We start from the raw sequence: 20,020 nt of genomic DNA, 5'->3' as shown, positions 1-20,020 counted from the left end.
GGTCGATTAATGTAAAATGCCTTGATCCGCCATATTACCGCATTTCGGCGTCAGTATTCCCGCTCCGCAATTTCGCCATTAGGATACGCCCATGATTAGCAATACCCTTAATAATAAGGCCACCCGCTTATTTATTCTTCTGGGCGGCTTTTTTGTGGCCAATGCCTTAATCGCGGAATTGATTGGCGTAAAAATATTTTCCCTCGAGCATACCCTCGGTATACCGCCACTTGACCTCAATATTTTTGGTATTGAACACCTTTCTTTCAATCTCACGGTCGGGGTTTTACTGTGGCCCTTTGTTTTTGTACTTACCGACATTATTAACGAATACTACGGCAAGCGCGGTGTGCAGTTATTGTCTTACCTCACCGCGGGCTTAATTGTGTACGCCTTTGCCATGTTTTTTATTGGCATTCATTTAGTGCCAGCGGATTTTTGGCCGCAATCCCATATTAGCCCAGCACTCCCACAGAGTGAGCAGGATAATTTACGGACGCTGGTCAGCGATTACGATGCGGCATTTAAATTGGTGTTTGGTCAGGGTTTGTGGATTATTCTTGGCTCCCTAGTCGCCTTTTTACTTGGTCAGATTATTGATGTAAAAGTGTTTCACCGAGTGAAAGAAATCACTGGGGAGCGCTGGATATGGCTGCGCGCCACCGGCTCTACATTGGTCAGCCAGTTTATCGACAGTTTTGTTGTGCTGTTCATCGCCTTTTATATTGGCGCCGACTGGAGTTTACAATTGGTTTTTGCGATTGGCGTAGTGAACTATATCTACAAGTTTATGATGGCCGTGGTCATGACGCCGGTGCTGTATGGCGTGCACTATATAATTGAAAAATACTTGGGCGATGAACTGGCCAGCACCTTAAAACAACAGGCACTGGCCAGTTCGCACTAGCACTAAAGCGGACTAATCAACTAAATACACTGCGTGAAATAATCATGCGCTGAATTTCGCTGGTGCCTTCATAAATACTGGTAATCCGCACATCTCTGGCCAGGCGCTCCAGGGGGTACTCACGGTTATAGCCATTGCCGCCCAGAATTTGCAGACCGGTATAACACGCTCGGTTGGCGGCTTCCGAGGCAAATAATTTAGCCATAGAGGCCTGTTTGCCAAAATCGCCGCCACTCTCTTTGGTGAACGCCGCTTGCATTAATAGCAAACGCGCCGCTTCCATTTCGGTGTAAGCGTCAGCCAACATCCATTGCAAACCCTGAAAATTAGCGATGGACTGACCGAATTGCTGGCGCTCTTTGGCGTAGTCTCTGGCGTAGTCGAGTGCAGCTTCACCCAAACCCAACGCTAAAGACCCAATGCCAATACGACCACCGGCCAACTCACCCAAAGCCACTTGATAGCCACGGTTTAAGGTGCCCATTAGCGCGCTGGCAGGAATACGGCAATCATCAAAATACACCGGATTGGTTGCCGAACCTTTCTGGCCCATTTTCTCTTCAGCCGGCCCCACAGTAAGACCAGCCACTTCGCGCTCAACCAAAAAGCAGGAAATGCCCTTACCGCGCGGCGCATCTTTGTCGGTTACCGCCCACACGACAAACACCCCAGCGTACTCGGCACTGGTGATATAGGCTTTGGAGCCATTTAGAACCCAGCTGTCGCCATCGCGCAATGCGGTGGTTTTCATCCCCGAGGGGTCTGAGCCGGCACCCGACTCGGTTAGGCAAAAGCCCGCCGCCAAATATTCACCGGAGCAAATTTTGGGCAGGTAATTTTGCTTCTGCTCAGCACTCGCCACCGACTGAATCACTTCGGCCACCATATTGGTAACCGACACGGTCACTGCAGTAGAGGCGCAACCTCGGGCAATACTGCTAATTGCCAAACTAAACGCCACGGTCCCCGCTTCGGTGCCGCCGTATTCGGCATCGACATTCAGCCCCATAAAACCTAAATCAGCGAGCTTTTTAAGATTCGCTAAAAATTCGTCTTGGCCCTGACCTGCATCCAGCGTGGCAGCGTTGCCGACAAGTTCCTTCTCGGCAAAATCCCGTGCAGTTTGCTGAATAAATTGCTGCTCTTCTGAGAGGTTTAAATTCATGCTTGCTATCCGCCTGTATTACATACGCTCAATTATAATCGCCGGCGCCATGCCGCCCGCCGTACACATGGTAATGAGCCCGCGCTTAAGTTTGCGGCGCTCTAACTCATCTAGCACCGTGCCAATAAGAATCGAACCGGTCGCGCCAATCGGATGCCCCAGCGCCATAGAGCCGCCGTTAACATTGATCTTGTCGCGGTCTATATTGAGTTTACGGATAAAGCGCTCCAAAACCACGGCAAATGCTTCATTCACTTCGAACAGATCAATATCGTCGATGGTGAGTCCCGCTTTTTTCAATACTTTTTCAGCGGCAGCAACGGGTGCATTTAGCATTAATGTTGGGCAGTCGCCCATATTTGCCATCGCCAGCACTTTGGCTCTTGGCTTCCAGCCCTGCTTAGTTGCATAGGCCGGAGAGGCCAACAAAATTGCCGCCGCACCATCGACCACACCGGATGAGTTACCCGCATGATGAACGTGATTAATTTGAATATCGGGGTATTTTGCCTGCATTAATGAGCGGTAAGTCGTACCCTCTTCGTCTAGCGGCTGATCGGCCAAGGCCGGGAAAGACGGCTTTAATTGCGATAAGGATTCCATGGTGGTGCTCGGCCGTGGAAACTCTTCGCGATCCAGCGCCAGGCGACCATCTTCGTGGTATACCGGCACCAAGGACTTGTCGAAATAGCCGTTTTCAATCGCGTGAGCAGCGCGCTGCTGGCTTACCACCGCAAGCTTGTCCAGTGCCTCGCGATCTATACCTTCCAGGGTCGCAATCGTATCAGCACACACCCCTTGATTAGTTTGCGGGTGGCGGGCGCGCAGACGCATATTGCCGCTGTCCATCACTACCGGCAGGCCATTGTCGTGACCATAGCTCGACATCATCTCAGCGCCGCCCGCAATGACGACATCTTCCATGCCCGACATAATTGAGGCGGCCGCAATATTCACACTGGTAATACCCGAGCCGCAAAAGCGATCTAAGGTCACACCGCTAGAGCGGATATCAAAGCCAGCATCGAGCGCCGACATACGACCCATATCACCACCGTGACGGCCTTTTTGGCAGCTGGTGCCCCACACTACGTCATCGACATCGGCAGTATTTAAGGTATTTCGGTCTACCAGTGCTTTAAGCACGCAAGCCCCCAATTGTTGGGGATGAATATCGGCCAAAGCCCCTCTACCCAATTTACCAATACCACGGGGGGTGCGGCAGGCGTCGATAATCCACGCTTCAGTCATCATTAGCTCCACTCAATTTTCAAGGAGGCCCGGAAGCCCTCCTTTGCGGTATTTATCAGAATTTATCGTGTAATTATTTAGGCTGCATGCGCAAACCGGCGTCCATACGAATACATTCACCGTTGATATAGTCATTCTCAATAACACTGGTCACCATGTGCGCTATTTCAGCGGCGCGGCCAAGACGCTTAGGGAACAGCGGCGTGCTGCTCAATGCTTCATACACCGGCGCGGGCAGTGATTCAAACATGGGGGTATTGATCAAGCCGGGGGCAATACAGTTAACACGAATACCAATCGTTGACAGGTCGCGGGCAATCGGCAGTGTCATACCGACAATTCCGCCTTTACTGGCGCTGTACGCTGCTTGACCAACCTGACCTTCAAAGGCGGCCACCGACGCGGTATTAATAATTGCGCCACAAACACCGTCGGCATTCTCAGGCGTATTTTTTGCCATTTGCTCAGCGCACAAACGCAGTACATTGAAGGTACCGGTCAAGTTTACGGCCAAGGTTTTGTTCCACAAATCCAGTGGGAACGGGCCGTTTTTACCAAGGGTTTTGCTGCCAGTGGCAATACCTGCGCAGTTAACACAAATATGGATCGCGCCGAAGGCCGCCATGGTCTGCTCAATACCGGCCTTAATGGAATCTTCGCTGGTAACGTTAACCTCGGCAAAAACCACCGACTCACCCAGCTCTGCGACGGCCGCCGCGCCAGCTGTAGCATTTAAATCAAATATTGCCGCCTTGCCGCCGAGACTAACCAAGCGCCGCACAATTTCTAAGCCCATGCCTGATGCGCCACCACTAACTACCGCTACCTTGCCTTGAATGTTCATATCGACTCCCAGCACCCGAGTGCGTGATTAATATAACGGGGCGGAAACTGCCCCAATAAGCTTATTTTGTGCGGCCACCGCACCACAAATTAATTAGAGCGCATTTTGCGCCGGTGACAAGCGCCAAAACAATGACATTGAGCTAGTTAAAAATAGACATATTGTTATAATTTGAGGCCAGTCAAATTGGGCTACTCGATATGCGATCACCCACTATCGCCATTTATTTTGTGCAGAAATGCCTGCAGAACTTGCAACAGCAACCCGACTTACAACTTAAGCTACTGAATCAAAACCACATTAGCCCCAGCTTGCTCAAGCAAGCCAATGCCCGAATCCCAGCAGAAAATTACGCCAATCTCTGCCGCGACACCATGCAAGCTATGGGCGACGAATTGATGGGATTTGGCGCCCAAGCGCAAAAGCTCGGCTGCTGGACGACCATGACCGAACTCGCGGCCAATGCCCCCAGCCTAGGCGAGGCCTTAAAACGCCTCACGCGCTTTTACCGCCTAATCCCCTGGGGCTTAAATACGAATTTAGAAATACATAATGACATCGCGAGTATCTCGCTCACGCCTAATACCGCAAATTCAGAGTTTGCCCCCTATCTGTATGAGTCATTCCTCTTTTACATACACCGCACCGCCAACTGGCTGATTGGCAGACAAATTCCCCTGCACCGAGTTGATTTCAGTTTTAGCAAGCAGCCGCATGCGGCGGAATACTGGAACCTCTTTCTCACTAAAAATATTCACTATCAGCAAAACCACGCGCAAATTCAATTTTCGGCCTCTTTGCTTGAGCAAAATGTAAATATTTCAGCCCAAGCTTTAGAGAAGTTTTTAAACCACGTAAATTTGGCAATGATTACCCAGCGCTATACCTCGAAAAGCTGGCATTACAAAGTAAGTTCACTGGTCGAAGCAACGCTGCAAAATAAACCCAGCTTTACCGATCTTGCTAAGGTCCTGAATATACACCCCCACACCCTCCGCAATTACTTGCGCCAGGAGGGTTTCCAATATCAAGAAATTAAAGATCGGGTACGCTGCGACACAGCCATATTTCACTTGAGTAGTATGGGCTGCAGTGTAGAAGAAACCGCATTTTTAATTGGCTTTTCAGAACCGAGTGCCTTTATTCGCTCCTTCAAAAAATGGACGGGAACAAAACCGATGGCGTACAAAAAACGCGGATAAACAGATCACACTAAAGCCGATTTGCCATCGAGCCTTAACGCTTAAAAATTCAGTTTAAACTTTAGGTAGCCGCCCCGCTCAACCTCAACCCGAGGCGTGCCCACCACCTTATCGACGTATTCCTCATGGCTACTGTCGAGCAAATTTTGGCCGACGAAGGAAATCGTCATTGCCTCGCCAATTCGCTTGCTGACATGAACATCGAGCTCGGTGTATTCATCGATACGCTGACCATCCAGGTCATCAACATAGCGCAGTGTTGTATCGACTCCCCAGCCCTCACTCAAACTCCAGCTAGAACGAAATGTCAGGCGATGCTGCGGGCTTTCACCTTCCGCGCTTGTTGCCGTCGGGTCCCCGCTGTTATCGGCTTGAACGTCGATTTGCACATTGCTGTATTGCACCTCTGTGCGCCAGTTAGGGCTCAGTACTGCGCTCAATACCAGTTCGCCTCCCCATGAGCGCGCATCGGCACCATTGCTAGCGATGATCGGTATTATAGCCGCTGGCGGGGGCGCCGAATTAGCCTCGAGTGCCCCGGGCTCTAGTGTGCGTAAACCCTCGTATTCATTAAAAAATAACGCAACATCCAAACTCACCGCAGGGCTAAATTGCTGCCGCCAACCCAGCTCGTAGGCTCGCAGTGTTTCGGATCGAAAAGATTCTCTACCTTGGATCTGCAATTGCACTTGCGGCGCGACGTAATCAAAATCGACACGACCGTCATGTTCGGTGCGACTTGGCGTGCGATTGGCCTGAGAAACAGCTAACCACGCAGAACCCTGCGCACTGTAACGCCAAATAGCACGGGCATTCGGCTGAACTTCGCTACCACTAAAATCGTTTTCTTCTACTTTACTGCCAGCAATTAAACGCCAATTTTTAATGGGCGCGAACTCATACTGCAAGAAACCACTCGCCACGTCGTAGTGCCGCTGCTCACGGGTAAAACGAATATACTGGTCAGGTAGCTTGTCGTCGGTGTAGCGATAAGCTAAGCCCCAAACCAAGCGCTGTCGATCATCAATACGGTAGCTGTGTTGAAAATCAGCGTCGTAACTGTCAACCGTGAGATTAAACAGCAGGTCGGTTCGCTCAGAGTGGTCGGCGTAGAATTTGAGACTATAATGCGATCGCTCATTTTTCTGATACTGCCAATCCGTCATAAAATTAATGCCCGAAAATTCCGCTCGAGTGTAGAACAAGCTTTGTAAATTTAGGGCGTTTTGATCGGGAAGCACGAGTTCCTCCCCCTCCGCACCTTCATAGGCATTGAGCTGTAGGCTAAAGGCACCTAACTCAGGGCTGCCTTGATCGTATCGGAGTCCAGCCTGTACCGAATTCCATCCATCACGATTTTCAAGGCCGTCGGGTCTAACAGCATCGTCACGCTCAAAGGCCTTAATGTGAGCGCGCAGGTATTTTTGCTCTCCTAGCTGCACCCCAAAGCGATAGCCCGTAAACCATTTTTCCTCGTTGCCAGCGCCCACTTCCAGCATGCCACCCTGGGTATCGGCGCTGTGCCGGGTCACAATATTAATAACGCCATTAAAGGCATTAGAACCCCATAGCGATGCGCCTGGGCCACGCACCACTTCAATGCGTTCAATATCATTAATGAGGGTATCGAGGGTATCCCAAAACATGCCAACCTTGGCGGGAGAAAACATACTTCGCCCGTCGACCAGAATAAGCAGGCGATTGGTAAATATGCCGCCATTAAACCCCCGAATACCGACACCCCATTTGGCAGAGCCAAACCGGGTAACCTCAACACCGGGCACAAGCCGCAATAATTCAGGAATAGTTGTCGCGCCAGACCGCTGAATAGAATCCCGATTCAACACATACACTGCCGCAGACGACTCCCTATGCGACTCGCCTCGACGCACACCCAGCGACACATCAATATCCAACAGTTCTTCTAGGCTCAACGACGCGAGATCTTCAGCACGATAATCCCTGGCATGAAGCTCACTGGCTGCCAAGCCTATGCACAGGCAAAACGCCGTTGCACGCACGTCATATAATCTACCGCAATCGAACATAGCCGGTGTTTCCCCTAACGGTCATCGTCGCAGCACCCCTTCGGCGCAATGTAGTCAGCGCCCGTGTACAAGCATTAAGCCCTACATACCACGCGTCACTATTCAGCACTTTCCGGTAAAAGCCTAAACTGAGTCTGTCGCGACCTAGGAACGTTTATAAAACGAGCGTAAAGCAGCTCCCCACTAGCTCAAAAAGTATAGAACAATACGAGTAAACAGCGAGTTTGTTGGAGAAACTTCTGAAAATCATGAAGTATCGCCGCAAACTGTCGACAGATACCGAAACACACAGAGAATGAAGATACTGCATCTTATAAAAGCTCAGCGAGTTAAGCTCAGTTACACTGGCACTAAAAGCGCAGATAAATTTTGGCCTCGCCAGATGAAACAGTAAATATGCCAGCCGCTGAACGTGCGCGCCGCGCTGGCAATGGTGTCACCTAAGCGCAAAGTTGATCGGGTGGAATGATAAAATGACTTCTCCGCAGCCGCCCTATAGAAGACGCTGCAAGCCAATATTAATATTGGCTATAAGGAAGTATTCGAGGGGGGAGGTACGACGCTTTACATCAATTTCAAAAAAAAACAGGAAATGCCCTTTAAACGGAATGATTACCGGGTCCAGCACAGGAGCAGATAATATTGATGTGTTCTGTCGCTTTTTTGACTGCCACTTAAAAGACCTGTTAGTGCACACCCCGAAACCAGTGCCCAACGTAGACTAACTGGTCATTTTGGCCGTTTTTTTACATCTAAATATTTTGGCTGTGGTCACAGGATGGGCACGATTTGGTCACAAGGTGGTCACAGAGGAAAGTCCAGACGAAAAAAAAGCGCTGCATGTATGCAACGCTTTGAATTCTTTAGAGAAAATGGTGGGCCGTGATGGATTCGAACCATCGACCAATTGGTTAAAAGCCAACTGCTCTACCACTGAGCTAACGGCCCATATTCTCTTGCTATGCTACCCGCGAGTTCCAGGGGCCGCATTGTAAAGCTATCTTACGAATGAATCCAGTATTATTTACTAGACCTAAATCACTGATTAATCGCCAAAATTGCGTCTTTTCAGTGACCTCGAAAGAGGCGCCTATAATACGGATTTCAAAAGAAAAAACAACCGCAACACACTAAAAAAAGCAGTTTTATTACAGTTTGTGATATCGAGTGGGGTCAGCGACGCCAGCTTGCAGAAAACCTTCGCGACGAAGATGACAGCTGTCGCATCGCCCACAGGCTTCGCCATCGGTATTCGCCCGATAACAGGACACGGTTTGTCCGTAATCAACACCTAAGCCAGTACCTAGCTTGACGATATCCGCCTTACTGAGCGCCATTAAGGGGGTGTGGATGCGCATACCGTGCCCTTCCACTCCAGCCTTGGTCGCGACATTCGCTAGGGTCTCGAAAGCCTCTATAAATGCTGGGCGACAATCTGGGTAGCCCGAGTAGTCCACTGCGTTCACACCGATAAAAATGTCATCGGCGTCGAGGACTTCAGCCCAGCCAAGCGCAATCGACAAAAATACGGTATTACGAGCCGGCACATAAGTCACAGGGATCCCGAGGGCTCCCGCGTCTGGCACGGCGATATTCATATCGGTCAAGGCCGAGCCGCCGATGCTACTCAAATCCAGGGTGATAATCTTAAACGCTTTGGCACCACCGGTTTCAGCCACGCGCTTTGCGGCAACCAATTCGGCGCGGTGACGCTGGCCGTAATCAAACGCCAGGGCATAACACTCATACCCCGCTTCTATTGCCTGGGCCAATACCGTAGCGCTGTCTAAGCCACCGGAAACCAGTACGACTGCTTTCTTTTGCAAAACACGTCCTCGTTGCTAATGCCCTGCGGCGTCATTCCACAATATTTTATGCAATTGCATTTGAAAACGCACAGGGAGGTTATCTGCCACAATCCAGTTCGCCAAATCGGTGGCACTAAGCTGACCAAAGCTAGGCGAAAACAACACCTCGCCAGCGCGCTTATTCAACTGGTAGCTGTCGAGTTGAAATCGTGCCCAGTCGTAATCTTCACGATTACACAGCACGAACTTAACTTGGTCGTGGTCGGTAAGAAAGGGGATATTATCCATAAGATTGCGGTGCATTTCACCTGACGCGGGTGTTTTTAAGTCCATTACCCGTGAAACCCGCGCATCAACCTTTTCTATTGGTAGGGCGCCGCTAGTTTCTAATGACACCTCATAGCCTGCATCACAGAGCGCCGTGAGCAAGCTTAGGCATTCGGGCTGCGCTAGCGGTTCACCACCGGTAACGCATATGTAGCGGGGAGAATACTGCGCCACTTCAGCGAGAATATCGTTAAGTTCGCGACGTTCACCACCGTGAAAGGCATACTCAGTATCGCAGTAAACACAGCGCAGAGGGCAACCTGTAAGGCGCACAAATACGGTGGGTAAGCCCAAAGTACGAGACTCGCCTTGCAGAGAGTAAAATATTTCAGTAATACGAAGGGTGTTCGCTTTCATTAGCACTGGCTACCGGATACTGGATTGCTTCCGGAGACCAGCCGCGCAAGCTTTGCTCCGCGAAGAATCAGAAATTCTTACGGAGAAATTCCCGTGATTTGTTCACTGCAGAGTTACCGGTACTGCCGTAACGGTCAATGACATGGGTCAGTAATTCTTGGGATTTTTGCTTATTGCCATTCAAAAAGTAAACCGTGCCCAGTTTGTACATGGCCGCGGGGACTTTATCGTGATCGGGGTATTTGCTCAGCAAATACTGAAAGGCGTCGGTTGAAGCCTTTAAATTCTGGGGTTTAACAGCGACGTAGAGCTCACCTAGCCAATACCACGCATTAGGCGTGTAGCGACCTGAGGGGTAACGCTCAACATACGCCAAAAAAGACGTGATGGCTTGATCGTAATTACCACTTCTCACCAAAGCGTAAGCGTCGGTGTAATCAGATGATTCATTACCGTTACTTGCCACGGCGGGGACAGCACTAACTGCTGGCGGATTAACAACATCTGCGCCCGTTACTGCGGCAACAGCTGCCTCACCAGTAATACCAGCGTCACTTCCAGCATCTACAGCGGCATTAGCTACCGTAGAAGAGCTGCCAACCACCGCGCCAGCGGCGCCAGTGGTTAGCGAACCCAAACGGCGGTCTAGATCAATATAGCGATCTAGGCCCTGCTGTTTTAGCTGGCTGATCTGATGCTCTTGCTCCTCCACTATTCCTCGCAACGTCATCATTTCTTGACGAAGCTGCTGTAACTGCTGGTAGATCTCCCCTTGCATACTACGATTGGATTCAGCACCCGCTCGCGGAGAGTTCATATCAACAACTGGGGCCTGAGCCCAAAGTTGCGCCGACAGACAAGCTGCCGACAACAGTAAGAACAGTGGTTTTGTAAACTGCATCAGTACGCCTTTAAATTACTTCAGTTCAACGCGACGGTTCTGAGAGTAAGTTGATTCAGACTGGCCGAATGCAACTGGACGCTCTTCGCCGTAGCTAACAGACTCAATACGGTAGCGTGGAATGCCGTTAATTGCCATGTAATCTGCAACAGCATTGGCACGACGCTCACCTAAAGCGATGTTGTATTCACGGGTACCGCGTTCGTCAGCATGACCTTCCAGACGCACAGGACCAGTCGTTTTCTTCAGACGAACAATTTGTGCGTCCAGAGCTTTACGAGCCTTAGCAGTCAAAGTGGCTTGGTCGAATTCGAAATGGAAAACCGTTTCGAGATTCATCATGTCCTGGGCATCGTACGCAGAAGCATTCGCATCAGCAGACTCAGTGTAAGTGCTAACGGTATCAGCACCTTCTTGACCACTGCTATCGGTATCAGTTGATGCACAACCAGCCAACAGCACGCTGAAGAAAGCTACACCCAAAAACATATTTTTTGCTTGGTATTTCATGGCATTTTCCCGTCAAATTTTGATTACACACTTCCGGACACACAATTCATTTTGTATGCCCGGTCTTTCTTTCCCGGCTACTACATCATTGAAGAAAAGGCGACCAAGCCGGTTCGCGCACATCCCCGAATCGAGACGGCAAGCGATATTTCACTCCACCGTCTATCGATACTGCCGCCAACACACCTTTACCATCGTACTGTGTTGCATACAATAGCATACTGGCGTTTGGCGCTACACTAGGTGACTCATCCAAATTAGTGGTAGTGAGAATTTCAACACGGTTACGTTTCAAATCCTGAACTGCAATATGAAAATTACCGCTATTTCTATGCACTAACACCAAACCCAGACCGTCGGGCAACACTCTTGCCCGCGCATTATAGTCACCTATAAATGTCATTCTATCTACCGCACCGCTGCCCAGTTGGACCTTGTAAATCTGCGGTTTACCGCCTCGGTCGGACGTGAATATTAACGATTTCCCGTCAGGCATCCAGGCCGGCTCAGTATCAATAGCAAAATGGTTGGTTACCTGCTGCAAACTGCCGCTGGCCAAATCCATCACATATATGTCGGGACTGCCGTCCTTCGACAATACCATTGCCATTTGTGTTCCATCCGGTGAAAACACCGGAGAACTATTCAAACCTCTAAACGAGGTCAACTGCTTACGCACCCCAGTCAGCAGGTTCTGCGTATAGATTGCAGGCCTGCTAGTTTCAAAAGATACATAGGCGATTGTCTTGCCGTCGGGAGCCCAAGTCGGCGCCATAATTGGCTCTCGACTGTCAAAAAGTACCGATTCATTGGCTCCATCGATGTCGCTTTTCAGCAACCGGAAGCGGGTTCGATTGCCCCCTTCGCGAACAGCGGAAACATAAAGCAGTTGCGTCCTAAATGCACCGCGAATATTTGTGAGTTTTTCATATATTTTGTCGCTAACTGTGTGCGCGAGGTAACGCGGCTTGTCCACACTCACCGATTCGGTACCCGTTAGGATCACACGCTGAGTATTAACGTCTAAAAGCTCATAATTCGCGGTCAGGGCATTGGGCCCGTCCTGAGTCAATGAACCCACTACCACATAGTCGACACCCAAGCTCTTCCAGTCGCGATAATAGACTTCGCTGGCATTGCGCGGCCGCCCCAGCATGTCGCCACGACTCAAGGGCGCAAACTGGCCACTGCGATGCAAATCCATCTCGATGATAGACGCGACATCCTCCGCCACTGCCACGCCGGGCTGCCAGCCAAAGGGCACAATGGCAATCGGTACCGGATCATCCTTGCCCTTATTAATCTCAATAGTGAGATCAGCCATTGCGAAATTGCCGGCAAGCACTAGTGCTAACACTGTAACAATCTGTTTAAACATTACCGCCTCAAATCTTGGGGTGAGAAATTAATGGTAAATCGCCGGAAATTCTTCTCGTACGCCGACGGATCTTTGCGGGCCAGCTCCGCCAGCTCTTCTATTTTGCCTAAACGGGTGACCGCTCGGGTTACCGATAAATCAAAAGCACTATCACCACTGCCTCTGGTAATCGTATGCCCAACAATTTCGCCGGTGGGCGTCGTCATAATTTGGATCGTGGTCTGCATGCCGTTTCGGGCAGACAGAGGCCGCGTCCAATTATTTGAAATCAAGGTCGTAATCAAATCGGCATAAGTCGACGCCAATTCACCGTCTTCGACCAAGTCATCTTCTGATGCTAGCGCGTCAGCCAATTCTTTTTGCTGCTCGCGGCGAATTTCTTCTTCCAGTGCACGCTGCTTAGCGGCTTCCCGCACCTTTTCCTGCTCTTTTTGCTTACGAATTTCCTCTGGCGTCGGCCCTTTCGGCTCCGGCTTTTTCACTTGCGGCACCGGCTTTGGCGGTGGCGGTGGCGGCGTTGGCTTTGGCTCGGGCTTTTTGACCGGTTCAGGCTTTGGTGCCGGTTTGACCACGGGCTTCGGCGTTGGTTTCGCCACAGGCTTCGCCGGTGCCGGCCGACTCACTGGCTTCTCTATAACCAACTTCGCCTGTATTGCCAGCGGCCGTGCCTCCAAGGGCTTCGTATCCTGCATGGTCGGTATACCGAACAGCAATAACACTATTATTCCAGTGTGCAGGCTGACGGTGACCGCTGCGGGAAGCAGTTTAATATCTGTCATCGCGCTTACTTCGCTCCACTGCGCGATTGAGGTTCCTCGGTAATCAAACCTATCGATGTTGCGCCAGCACCCTGCAAAACCGCCATCGCCGCAACTACCGCCGAATAATCAACCGCGCCGTCACCCTTCACCATCACAGGCGTTTTGGGCTTATTACGCAATATCTTACTGATTTTGTCACCAATATCCGCCAACTCCGCTGGCTCGCCCTGCTTACTCGGATCGCCAAGGGTCACGTAGTATTTACCCTGTTTATCTACCGAAACGACAATAGGGTCGTCGTCAGTCGGTGGCACCGGCTCGGTAGACGCCTGCGGCAATTCAACTTGCACACCTTGCACCAGCATCGGCGCCGTCACCATGAATACAATTAATAGCACCAACATAACATCAATGTAGGGAACCACATTGATATCGGACATTGGCTTACGCTTATTTCGCCGCGACATAGCCGTTTCCCTTAATCCCGCGAGTGAATCTGGCGGTGTAAAATACTGGAGAACTCTTCCGAGAAGGTATCGTACTTACCCGCGAGCGAATCGACCTTGGAAGAAAAACGGTTGTAACACACCACCGCGGGTATTGCGGCAATCAAACCCATCGCAGTAGCCACTAGCGCTTCAGAAATGCCGGGGGCAACGGTTGCCAGCGTCGCTTGTTGCACCTGACCTAAGCCGTGGAACGAACCCATAATTCCCCAAACTGTGCCGAGCAAGCCAACATAAGGGCTAGTCGACCCCACGGTAGCCAAGAATGGCAGGCTATGCTCCATCGCTTCTTCTTCCCGCGACAGCGCCACGCGCATTGAACGCTGACAAGCATCCATCATGGCATCGGAGTCCAGACGTTTTTTGGCAAGGCGCGTAAATTCTTTGTAGCCAGCTCGAAATACACTCTCCATCCCGAAGACGGCGTGTTTTTCTTCCCCCTCCTTATATAAGGTATGCAAATCGGTGCCAGACCAAAAACGCGATTCAAAACGCTTCATCTCGTTCTCGGCTTGATTGAAATACATGACCCGGTTGGCAATTTGATACCAGGACACCACCGATGCAAGTAACAGCACCATCATTATCAGCTGCACAAACAGACTGGCCTGACTCACTAAGTGCCAAATGGAAAGCTCTTGTCCCACAGTTAACTCCTGATATTTTTTGTATTAATGCTGTAGCGCCGCCAATAGCGTCGCCGGTATTCGTTTTGGTTTTAATGTCGCGCTGTCGACGCAGGCGACTGTTACTTCTGCGTCGCAAATCAATTCTTCACCACGATAAACTCGCTGTTCAAAGCGCAAGCTAACTCGAGCCGCCGCTATGACTCTGGCGGTAACAATAAGTTGCTCATCTAATCGTGCTGGACGTAAATATTTTGTCTGCAGTGCGCTAACCACAAACATTAGCGCGTCATTCATGATTTCTGTTTTAGAAAACCCCAGTGCCCGCATGTATTCTGTGCGTGCACGCTCCATGAATTTCAGGTAGTTCACGTAAAAAACGATGCCACCCGCATCAGTGTCCTCGATATAGACTCGCAGCGGTAGCCTGAATTCCATTAGGGCGCACCACCGTTTTCGGTAATATCCCCACTTTTGGGCATTTCAAGACCAAAGTGGCGGTAAGCCATATTGGTTACCACCCGGCCACGCGGTGTACGCATGATATAACCTTGCTGGATCAAGTAAGGCTCAAGTACATCTTCAATGGTACCTCGCTCTTCACTAATCGCGGCGGCAAGGCTGTCTACCCCTACTGGGCCGCCATCAAAACGCTCAATCATAGCCAACAATAAGCGCCGATCCTGATGATCAAATCCACTGCTGTCGACGTTAAGCATATTTAGTGCCTGATCGGCGATCTCCGCACTCACAAAACCATCGGCCTTCACTTCCGCATAATCTCGCACGCGCCGCAATAGCCGATTGGCAATACGCGGCGTGCCTCTGGAGCGCAGTGCAATTTCATGGGCACCGGCGTCATCTAGCCGCATACCAAGAATACCCGCGCTGCGGCTAACAATGGTGGTGAGATCCTTCACTCCATAAAATTCCAAGCGCTGGACAATACCGAAGCGGTCCCGCAGCGGTGACGTTAACAAGCCCGCCCGAGTGGTGGCACCAACCAGGGTGAACGGCGGTAAATCTAATTTAATGGAGCGTGCGGCCGGTCCTTCGCCAATCATTATATCCAGCTGATAATCTTCCATCGCCGGATACAAAATTTCTTCAATATTGGGACTCAGACGGTGAATCTCGTCTATAAACAGCACATCGCCGGCATCGAGGTTGGTCAATAGAGCAGCAAGGTCACCGGCTTTTTCCAATACCGGCCCCGAGGTCGTTTTGAGTGACACCCCCATTTCATTGGCCAAGATATTTGCCAAGGTGGTTTTGCCCAAGCCTGGCGGGCCAAAAATCAGGGTGTGATCCAGTGGCTCATTGCGCATCCGCGCCGCACTAACAAATATTCCCATTTGCTCACGCACCGCTGGCTGACCAATATAATCGGCCAAACTTTTGGGTCGTATCGCGCGGTCATAGCGCTCTTCGGCAGGCTCGCCGAGTTCCGGCGCCACGAGGCGGTCTATTTCAATCACTGAGTTTTGCTCATCACTTAATCATGTTTTTTAAGGCAGCGCGGATTAATTCCTCGCTACTCGCATCGTCCAATTTCAAGGCGCTAATTGCCTTGCTCGCCTCTTGGGGCTTATAGCCCAGCGCCACCAGGGCGGCCTCGGCTTCGGCGATATTCGCCCGGCCCAGCGCCTGGGGCGTTGGCATACTTACACTGCCAGACTCCGGCGCCCAGTCTTTGAGACGATCACGCATCTCAATGACCAAACGCTCAGCGGTCTTCTTGCCCACCCCCGGCAAGCGCACCAGCGCAGCAGTATTGCCATCTTGCACGCAGCGCACAAACTCATCGCTGTCGATGCCCGACATAATCGCCAAGGCCATTTTAGGGCCAACACCGTTTACCTTAATCAAATCCCGAAACAAGCGCCGCGCACGAACATCGCTAAAACCGAACAACTGCTGGGCATCTTCGCGAACTATAAACTGGGTGTAAAGCGCCACTTCCTCGCCCAGCGGGGGCAAATTATACAAAGTGGTCATGGGCACTAACACCTCGTAGCCCACGCCCTGCACATCAATCACAATTTCCGGCGCCTGCTTTTCAATCAGCACGCCGCGCAAACGTCCTATCATTACTACTCCAAATTTACGTTAGACGCCCACGCCGCATTCGCGTTGCGGTGGTCGACGCCGACATTGTTAATAATCCCTGACGGGAGTTTGCGTGGCAAATTGCCGCTGCCAGTGCATCCGCAGCATCCTCTTGGGGGACTGCCGGTAATTTCAGCAGAATTTTCACCATATGCTGGATCTGTTCTTTATCCGCTGCACCGGTTCCCACTACGGCCTTTTTAATCTGCCGCGCCGTGTACTCCGCCACAATTAAATCATGACTAACGCAGGCCACCACCGCCGCGCCCCGCGCCTGGCCCAACTTCAGCGCCGAGCCAGCGCTCTTGGCCATGAAAACCTCCTCCACAGCCGCTTCTACCGGAGAATACTCAGCAATGATGGTGCTTAAGCTCTTGAAAATAATATCCAGACGCGCAGGCAGCGCGCCGGTAGGTAGACGAATCACCCCGCTAGTAATATAGCGATGGCGATTGCCAATCACCTCTATCACCCCAAAGCCGGTTTTTTGTGAGCCGGGGTCCACACCCAAAATAATCGTCATCGCAGCCGCTGTATTGTTCTTGATATGAGCGCAGATAGTCCGAACCGGACGCTTAGCACCGTGTTGTTGCCATCGCACCAATTTCCGCGCAGTGAGCGCCGACCAAGATATTATTATGCACAGGTTTGCACCGAGATTAACATGCTCAAGGCACGCAGATTGCGCCCATCACCATCATGAAGAGAGCTGGTCGAGCACCGCTTGCGAGATTTGCGCGTTGGTATGGACATGCTGAACATCGTCAAGGTCTTCGAGCATATCGACCAAGCCCAACAGCGCCTCAGCCCCCGCCGCATCTAATTCAATACTAAGCGACGCAATCATCACCGTATCTGCGCTTTCGCAGCGAAAACCCGCCGCCAGCATGGCATCTTTAACAGCCAAAAAATTGCTAAATTCAGTCAGCACCTCGGTGGAACCATCCTCGTGGTTCACCACGTCTTCGGCGCCCGCTTCAAGCGCCGCCTCCATTAAGGCGTTTTCATCAATACCCGGTGCAAAAACCAGCTGGCCCTTACGGCTGAATAAATAGGCAACAGAGCCATCAGTGCCTAGGTTACCACCGCGCTTATTAAAGGCGTGGCGCACATCCGCCACCGTGCGATTGCGATTATCGGTCATGCATTCCACCAACACCGCCACCCCAGCTGCGCTATACCCCTCGTAGCTGACTTCGTCGTAATTATCGCTATCGGCATTGCCGGCGCCACGGGTAATCGCCTTATCGATGGTGTCGCGCTTCATATTGGCGGTGAGCGCCTTGTCCACCACCGCGCGCAAGCGCGGGTTATCTTCAGGTGTGGGACCACCCGCTTTGGCAGCGACAACAATCTCGCGAATCAATTTAGTGAAAATTTTGCCGCGCTTGGCGTCTTGCCCAGCTTTGCGATGCTTAATATTAGCCCACTTGCTGTGACCCGCCATGCAACCTCCTGATAGCAGTGAGCCCCGCATTGCGAGGCTCACTCAGATCAAATAATCGAACGCCGCAGCGTCTTTTACTGGATTATTATTTCTCTTCTAACTTGCGCAGCCGAATATTCAGCTCGGTTAATTGCTTAACTTCAACTGTACCCGGTGCGTCAGTCATCACACAGGCCGCACTCTGGGTTTTGGGGAAGGCAATAACGTCGCGAATAGACTTTGCACCGGTCATTAACATGACCAAACGATCCAGACCAAAGGCCAGACCACCGTGCGGTGGCGCGCCATACTTAAGCGCGTCCAGCAAGAAGCCGAATTTCTCGTCGGCTTCTTCTGGGCCAATACCCAACACGCGGAAAACCGCCTGCTGCATGTCTGAGCGATGTATACGAACCGAACCGCCGCCAAGCTCGGTGCCGTTCAGCACCATATCGTAGGCAATAGACAGGGCTTCACCCGGTGCTTTTTCAAGCTCTTCTGGGCTGCACGATGGCGCAGTGAAGGGGTGGTGAAGTGAAGTCCAGTTGCCGCTGCCGTCTTTCTCAAACATCGGGAAGTCAACAACCCACAGCGGTGCCCACTCGCAGGTGTATAACTTAAGATCTTCACCGAGTTTGCAGCGCAGCGCGCCCAGAGCTTCGTTAACAACCTTGGCACTGTCGGCGCCAAAGAAGATCAAATCGCCGTTTTCAGCCGCTAAGCGATCCAGAATCGCTGCACGCACAGGCTCAGGCAAGAATTTAACAATGGGCGACTGTAAACCATTTTCCAGATCGCTCTTGTCGTTGACCTTGATATACGCCAGACCTTTGGCACCGTATATACCAACAAACTTGGTGTACTCGTCAATCTGCTTGCGAGTCAGGGCTTCATTACCACCGGGAACTTTCAGCGCAGCAACACGACCATCTGGGCTTTTAGCTGGACCAGAGAAGACTTTGAACTCCACGTCTTGCATCAAATCGCCAACGTCTACCATCTCTAACGGAATACGCATATCAGGCTTGTCGCTACCAAAACGCGACATGGCCTCGGCATACTTCATGGTTGGAAAACTGCCAAGGTCAATATTCATCACTTCTTTAAACAGATCGCTAATCATGCCCTCGGTAACGGCCATGATCTGCTTGTCGTCCATAAACGACGTTTCAATATCGATCTGGGTAAATTCTGGCTGACGATCTGCGCGCAGGTCTTCATCGCGGAAGCACTTCGCGATTTGATAATAGCGGTCAAAACCAGACACCATCAGCAGCTGCTTAAACAACTGGGGCGACTGGGGCAGCGCAAAGAACTTACCGGCATGAGTGCGGCTGGGCACCAAATAGTCCCGGGCACCTTCCGGCGTGGCGCGGGTCAAAATGGGCGTTTCAATATCCAAGAAGTTTTGGCTATCGAGGTAACGGCGCAGCACCGAGGTAATCCGCGCGCGCAGGCGCAGCTTGTCGGCAATTTGTGGGCGACGCAGGTCTAGGTAGCGGTAGCGCAAACGCACATCTTCGCCAACATTGGTGTGGTCATCCAACTGGAACGGTGGCGTCTCTGATTCATTCAGAATTTCCAGTTCTTTGCCCAGCACTTCGATCTCGCCGGTTTTCATATTGGCGTTAACGGTCGCACCGGCGCGGGCACGAACGCGGCCGCGAATACGCAAGACATATTCACCGCGCACCCGGTCAGCTGTGCGGAAGTGCTCTTCGGTGTCTGGGTCAAACACCACCTGAACAATCCCCTCGCGGTCGCGCATATCGAGGAAGATAACCCCACCATGATCTCGGCGGCGATCTACCCAACCACACAAGGTCACTTCTTGATCTATGTTCTCACTACTCAAGCTGCCGCAATAATGACTGCGCATGAATTCTGTCCCGCT

20 protein-coding genes and 1 tRNA gene are annotated in these 20,020 nt (G+C 51.3%); 2 read left to right on the top strand and 19 right to left on the bottom strand.

The window, feature by feature from the left end:
• The first annotated feature begins 91 nt into the window (after positions 1-91).
• Positions 92-907, top strand: a complete 816-nt coding sequence (locus HNQ57_RS06155; protein ID WP_184461722.1) for a queuosine precursor transporter — start codon at positions 92-94, stop codon at positions 905-907.
• A 16-nt stretch (positions 908-923) separates the two neighbouring features.
• On the opposite strand, the gene HNQ57_RS06150 is transcribed toward HNQ57_RS06155, so the two are convergent.
• From HNQ57_RS06150 to HNQ57_RS06140, 3 genes are all read right to left on the bottom strand, one after another.
• The gene (locus HNQ57_RS06150; RefSeq protein WP_184461721.1) at positions 924-2,072 is read right to left on the bottom strand and encodes an acyl-CoA dehydrogenase family protein; all 1,149 of its coding nucleotides are present in this window, start codon (positions 2,070-2,072) and stop codon (positions 924-926) included.
• Positions 2,073-2,090: 18 nt separating this feature from the next.
• On the bottom strand, positions 2,091-3,323 hold the full coding sequence (locus HNQ57_RS06145; RefSeq protein WP_184461946.1) for an acetyl-CoA C-acetyltransferase: 1,233 nt from the start codon (positions 3,321-3,323) through the stop codon (positions 2,091-2,093).
• Between the two features lie 73 nt (positions 3,324-3,396).
• Complete coding sequence (locus HNQ57_RS06140; protein WP_184461720.1) at positions 3,397-4,167, bottom strand: SDR family NAD(P)-dependent oxidoreductase; 771 nt, start codon at positions 4,165-4,167, stop codon at positions 3,397-3,399.
• A 200-nt stretch (positions 4,168-4,367) separates the two neighbouring features.
• On the opposite strand from HNQ57_RS06140, the gene HNQ57_RS06135 reads away from it, so the two are divergent.
• The gene (locus HNQ57_RS06135; RefSeq protein WP_184461719.1) at positions 4,368-5,369 is read left to right on the top strand and encodes an AraC family transcriptional regulator; all 1,002 of its coding nucleotides are present in this window, start codon (positions 4,368-4,370) and stop codon (positions 5,367-5,369) included.
• Between the two features lie 41 nt (positions 5,370-5,410).
• Here HNQ57_RS06135 and HNQ57_RS06130 read toward each other — a convergent pair whose 3' ends face one another.
• From HNQ57_RS06130 to aspS, 16 genes are all read right to left on the bottom strand, one after another.
• The gene (locus tag HNQ57_RS06130) at positions 5,411-7,417 is read right to left on the bottom strand and encodes a TonB-dependent receptor plug domain-containing protein (RefSeq protein WP_184461718.1); all 2,007 of its coding nucleotides are present in this window, start codon (positions 7,415-7,417) and stop codon (positions 5,411-5,413) included.
• Between the two features lie 873 nt (positions 7,418-8,290).
• Positions 8,291-8,365, bottom strand: a tRNA-Lys gene (locus HNQ57_RS06120).
• A 200-nt stretch (positions 8,366-8,565) separates the two neighbouring features.
• Positions 8,566-9,243, bottom strand: coding sequence for a 7-cyano-7-deazaguanine synthase QueC (gene queC, locus HNQ57_RS06115; RefSeq protein ID WP_184461716.1), 678 nt, complete (start codon positions 9,241-9,243; stop codon positions 8,566-8,568).
• A 15-nt stretch (positions 9,244-9,258) separates the two neighbouring features.
• Positions 9,259-9,909, bottom strand: coding sequence for a 7-carboxy-7-deazaguanine synthase QueE (gene queE / locus HNQ57_RS06110; RefSeq protein ID WP_184461715.1), 651 nt, complete (start codon positions 9,907-9,909; stop codon positions 9,259-9,261).
• A gap of 67 nt (positions 9,910-9,976) precedes the next feature.
• Positions 9,977-10,810, bottom strand: coding sequence for a tol-pal system protein YbgF (ybgF, locus tag HNQ57_RS06105; protein ID WP_184461714.1), 834 nt, complete (start codon positions 10,808-10,810; stop codon positions 9,977-9,979).
• A 15-nt stretch (positions 10,811-10,825) separates the two neighbouring features.
• Positions 10,826-11,320, bottom strand: a complete 495-nt coding sequence (locus HNQ57_RS06100; RefSeq protein ID WP_184461713.1) for an OmpA family protein — start codon at positions 11,318-11,320, stop codon at positions 10,826-10,828.
• An 85-nt stretch (positions 11,321-11,405) separates the two neighbouring features.
• A complete protein-coding gene (gene tolB, locus HNQ57_RS06095; RefSeq protein ID WP_184461712.1) occupies positions 11,406-12,698 on the bottom strand; it encodes a Tol-Pal system beta propeller repeat protein TolB in 1,293 nt (430 codons plus the stop codon).
• Positions 12,698-13,477 (bottom strand): energy transducer TonB, encoded by a 780-nt coding sequence (locus HNQ57_RS06090; RefSeq protein WP_184461711.1) that lies wholly within the window; start codon positions 13,475-13,477, stop codon positions 12,698-12,700. The genes tolB and HNQ57_RS06090 overlap by 1 nt, the downstream gene beginning before the upstream one ends.
• A 5-nt stretch (positions 13,478-13,482) precedes the next feature.
• Positions 13,483-13,926, bottom strand: coding sequence for a protein TolR (gene tolR / locus HNQ57_RS06085; protein ID WP_008246653.1), 444 nt, complete (start codon positions 13,924-13,926; stop codon positions 13,483-13,485).
• Between the two features lie 11 nt (positions 13,927-13,937).
• Complete coding sequence (tolQ, locus tag HNQ57_RS06080) at positions 13,938-14,612, bottom strand: protein TolQ (RefSeq protein ID WP_184461710.1); 675 nt, start codon at positions 14,610-14,612, stop codon at positions 13,938-13,940.
• Between the two features lie 24 nt (positions 14,613-14,636).
• Positions 14,637-15,029, bottom strand: coding sequence for a tol-pal system-associated acyl-CoA thioesterase (ybgC, locus tag HNQ57_RS06075; protein ID WP_008246651.1), 393 nt, complete (start codon positions 15,027-15,029; stop codon positions 14,637-14,639).
• Positions 15,029-16,069: a Holliday junction branch migration DNA helicase RuvB gene (gene ruvB / locus HNQ57_RS06070; RefSeq protein ID WP_008246650.1), complete on the bottom strand. Its 1,041-nt coding sequence runs from the start codon at positions 16,067-16,069 to the stop codon at positions 15,029-15,031. Before ruvB ends, ybgC begins: the two co-directional genes overlap by 1 nt.
• A 13-nt stretch (positions 16,070-16,082) precedes the next feature.
• On the bottom strand, positions 16,083-16,682 hold the full coding sequence (gene ruvA, locus HNQ57_RS06065; RefSeq protein WP_184461709.1) for a Holliday junction branch migration protein RuvA: 600 nt from the start codon (positions 16,680-16,682) through the stop codon (positions 16,083-16,085).
• A gap of 13 nt (positions 16,683-16,695) precedes the next feature.
• Positions 16,696-17,223, bottom strand: coding sequence for a crossover junction endodeoxyribonuclease RuvC (gene ruvC / locus HNQ57_RS06060; protein WP_184461708.1), 528 nt, complete (start codon positions 17,221-17,223; stop codon positions 16,696-16,698).
• A gap of 174 nt (positions 17,224-17,397) precedes the next feature.
• Positions 17,398-18,147, bottom strand: a complete 750-nt coding sequence (locus HNQ57_RS06055; RefSeq protein ID WP_184461707.1) for a YebC/PmpR family DNA-binding transcriptional regulator — start codon at positions 18,145-18,147, stop codon at positions 17,398-17,400.
• An 85-nt stretch (positions 18,148-18,232) separates the two neighbouring features.
• Positions 18,233-20,005 (bottom strand): aspartate--tRNA ligase, encoded by a 1,773-nt coding sequence (gene aspS / locus HNQ57_RS06050; RefSeq protein WP_184461706.1) that lies wholly within the window; start codon positions 20,003-20,005, stop codon positions 18,233-18,235.
• Between the last annotated feature and the right edge of the window lie 15 nt (positions 20,006-20,020).

The organism is Zhongshania antarctica (assembly GCF_014202945.1).
GTDB lineage: Bacteria > Pseudomonadota > Gammaproteobacteria > Pseudomonadales > Spongiibacteraceae > Spongiibacter > Spongiibacter antarcticus.
The sequence above is the reverse complement of the archived record's forward strand: the minus strand, read 5'-3'. Positions and strand labels throughout refer to the sequence as shown.

Excerpts from the sequence above, each read along its gene's own strand:
- HNQ57_RS06150 (WP_184461721.1), bottom strand. The coding sequence starts at position 2,072 with ATGAATTTAAACCTCTCAGAAGAGCAGCAATTTATTCAGCAAACTGCA.
- HNQ57_RS06100 (WP_184461713.1), bottom strand. The coding sequence starts at position 11,320 with ATGAAATACCAAGCAAAAAATATGTTTTTGGGTGTAGCTTTCTTCAGC.
- ruvA (WP_184461709.1), bottom strand. The coding sequence starts at position 16,682 with ATGATAGGACGTTTGCGCGGCGTGCTGATTGAAAAGCAGGCGCCGGAA.
- HNQ57_RS06145 (WP_184461946.1), bottom strand. The coding sequence starts at position 3,323 with ATGACTGAAGCGTGGATTATCGACGCCTGCCGCACCCCCCGTGGTATT.
- tolB (WP_184461712.1), bottom strand. The coding sequence starts at position 12,698 with ATGTTTAAACAGATTGTTACAGTGTTAGCACTAGTGCTTGCCGGCAAT.
- HNQ57_RS06090 (WP_184461711.1), bottom strand. The coding sequence starts at position 13,477 with ATGACAGATATTAAACTGCTTCCCGCAGCGGTCACCGTCAGCCTGCAC.
- HNQ57_RS06155 (WP_184461722.1), top strand. The coding sequence starts at position 92 with ATGATTAGCAATACCCTTAATAATAAGGCCACCCGCTTATTTATTCTT.
- ruvC (WP_184461708.1), bottom strand. The coding sequence starts at position 17,223 with ATGACGATTATTTTGGGTGTGGACCCCGGCTCACAAAAAACCGGCTTT.
- HNQ57_RS06055 (WP_184461707.1), bottom strand. The coding sequence starts at position 18,147 with ATGGCGGGTCACAGCAAGTGGGCTAATATTAAGCATCGCAAAGCTGGG.
- HNQ57_RS06135 (WP_184461719.1), top strand. The coding sequence starts at position 4,368 with ATGCGATCACCCACTATCGCCATTTATTTTGTGCAGAAATGCCTGCAG.
- tolR (WP_008246653.1), bottom strand. The coding sequence starts at position 13,926 with ATGTCGCGGCGAAATAAGCGTAAGCCAATGTCCGATATCAATGTGGTT.
- queE (WP_184461715.1), bottom strand. The coding sequence starts at position 9,909 with ATGAAAGCGAACACCCTTCGTATTACTGAAATATTTTACTCTCTGCAA.
- aspS (WP_184461706.1), bottom strand. The coding sequence starts at position 20,005 with ATGCGCAGTCATTATTGCGGCAGCTTGAGTAGTGAGAACATAGATCAA.
- HNQ57_RS06140 (WP_184461720.1), bottom strand. The coding sequence starts at position 4,167 with ATGAACATTCAAGGCAAGGTAGCGGTAGTTAGTGGTGGCGCATCAGGC.
- HNQ57_RS06130 (WP_184461718.1), bottom strand. The coding sequence starts at position 7,417 with ATGTTCGATTGCGGTAGATTATATGACGTGCGTGCAACGGCGTTTTGC.
- ybgC (WP_008246651.1), bottom strand. The coding sequence starts at position 15,029 with ATGGAATTCAGGCTACCGCTGCGAGTCTATATCGAGGACACTGATGCG.
- ybgF (WP_184461714.1), bottom strand. The coding sequence starts at position 10,810 with ATGCAGTTTACAAAACCACTGTTCTTACTGTTGTCGGCAGCTTGTCTG.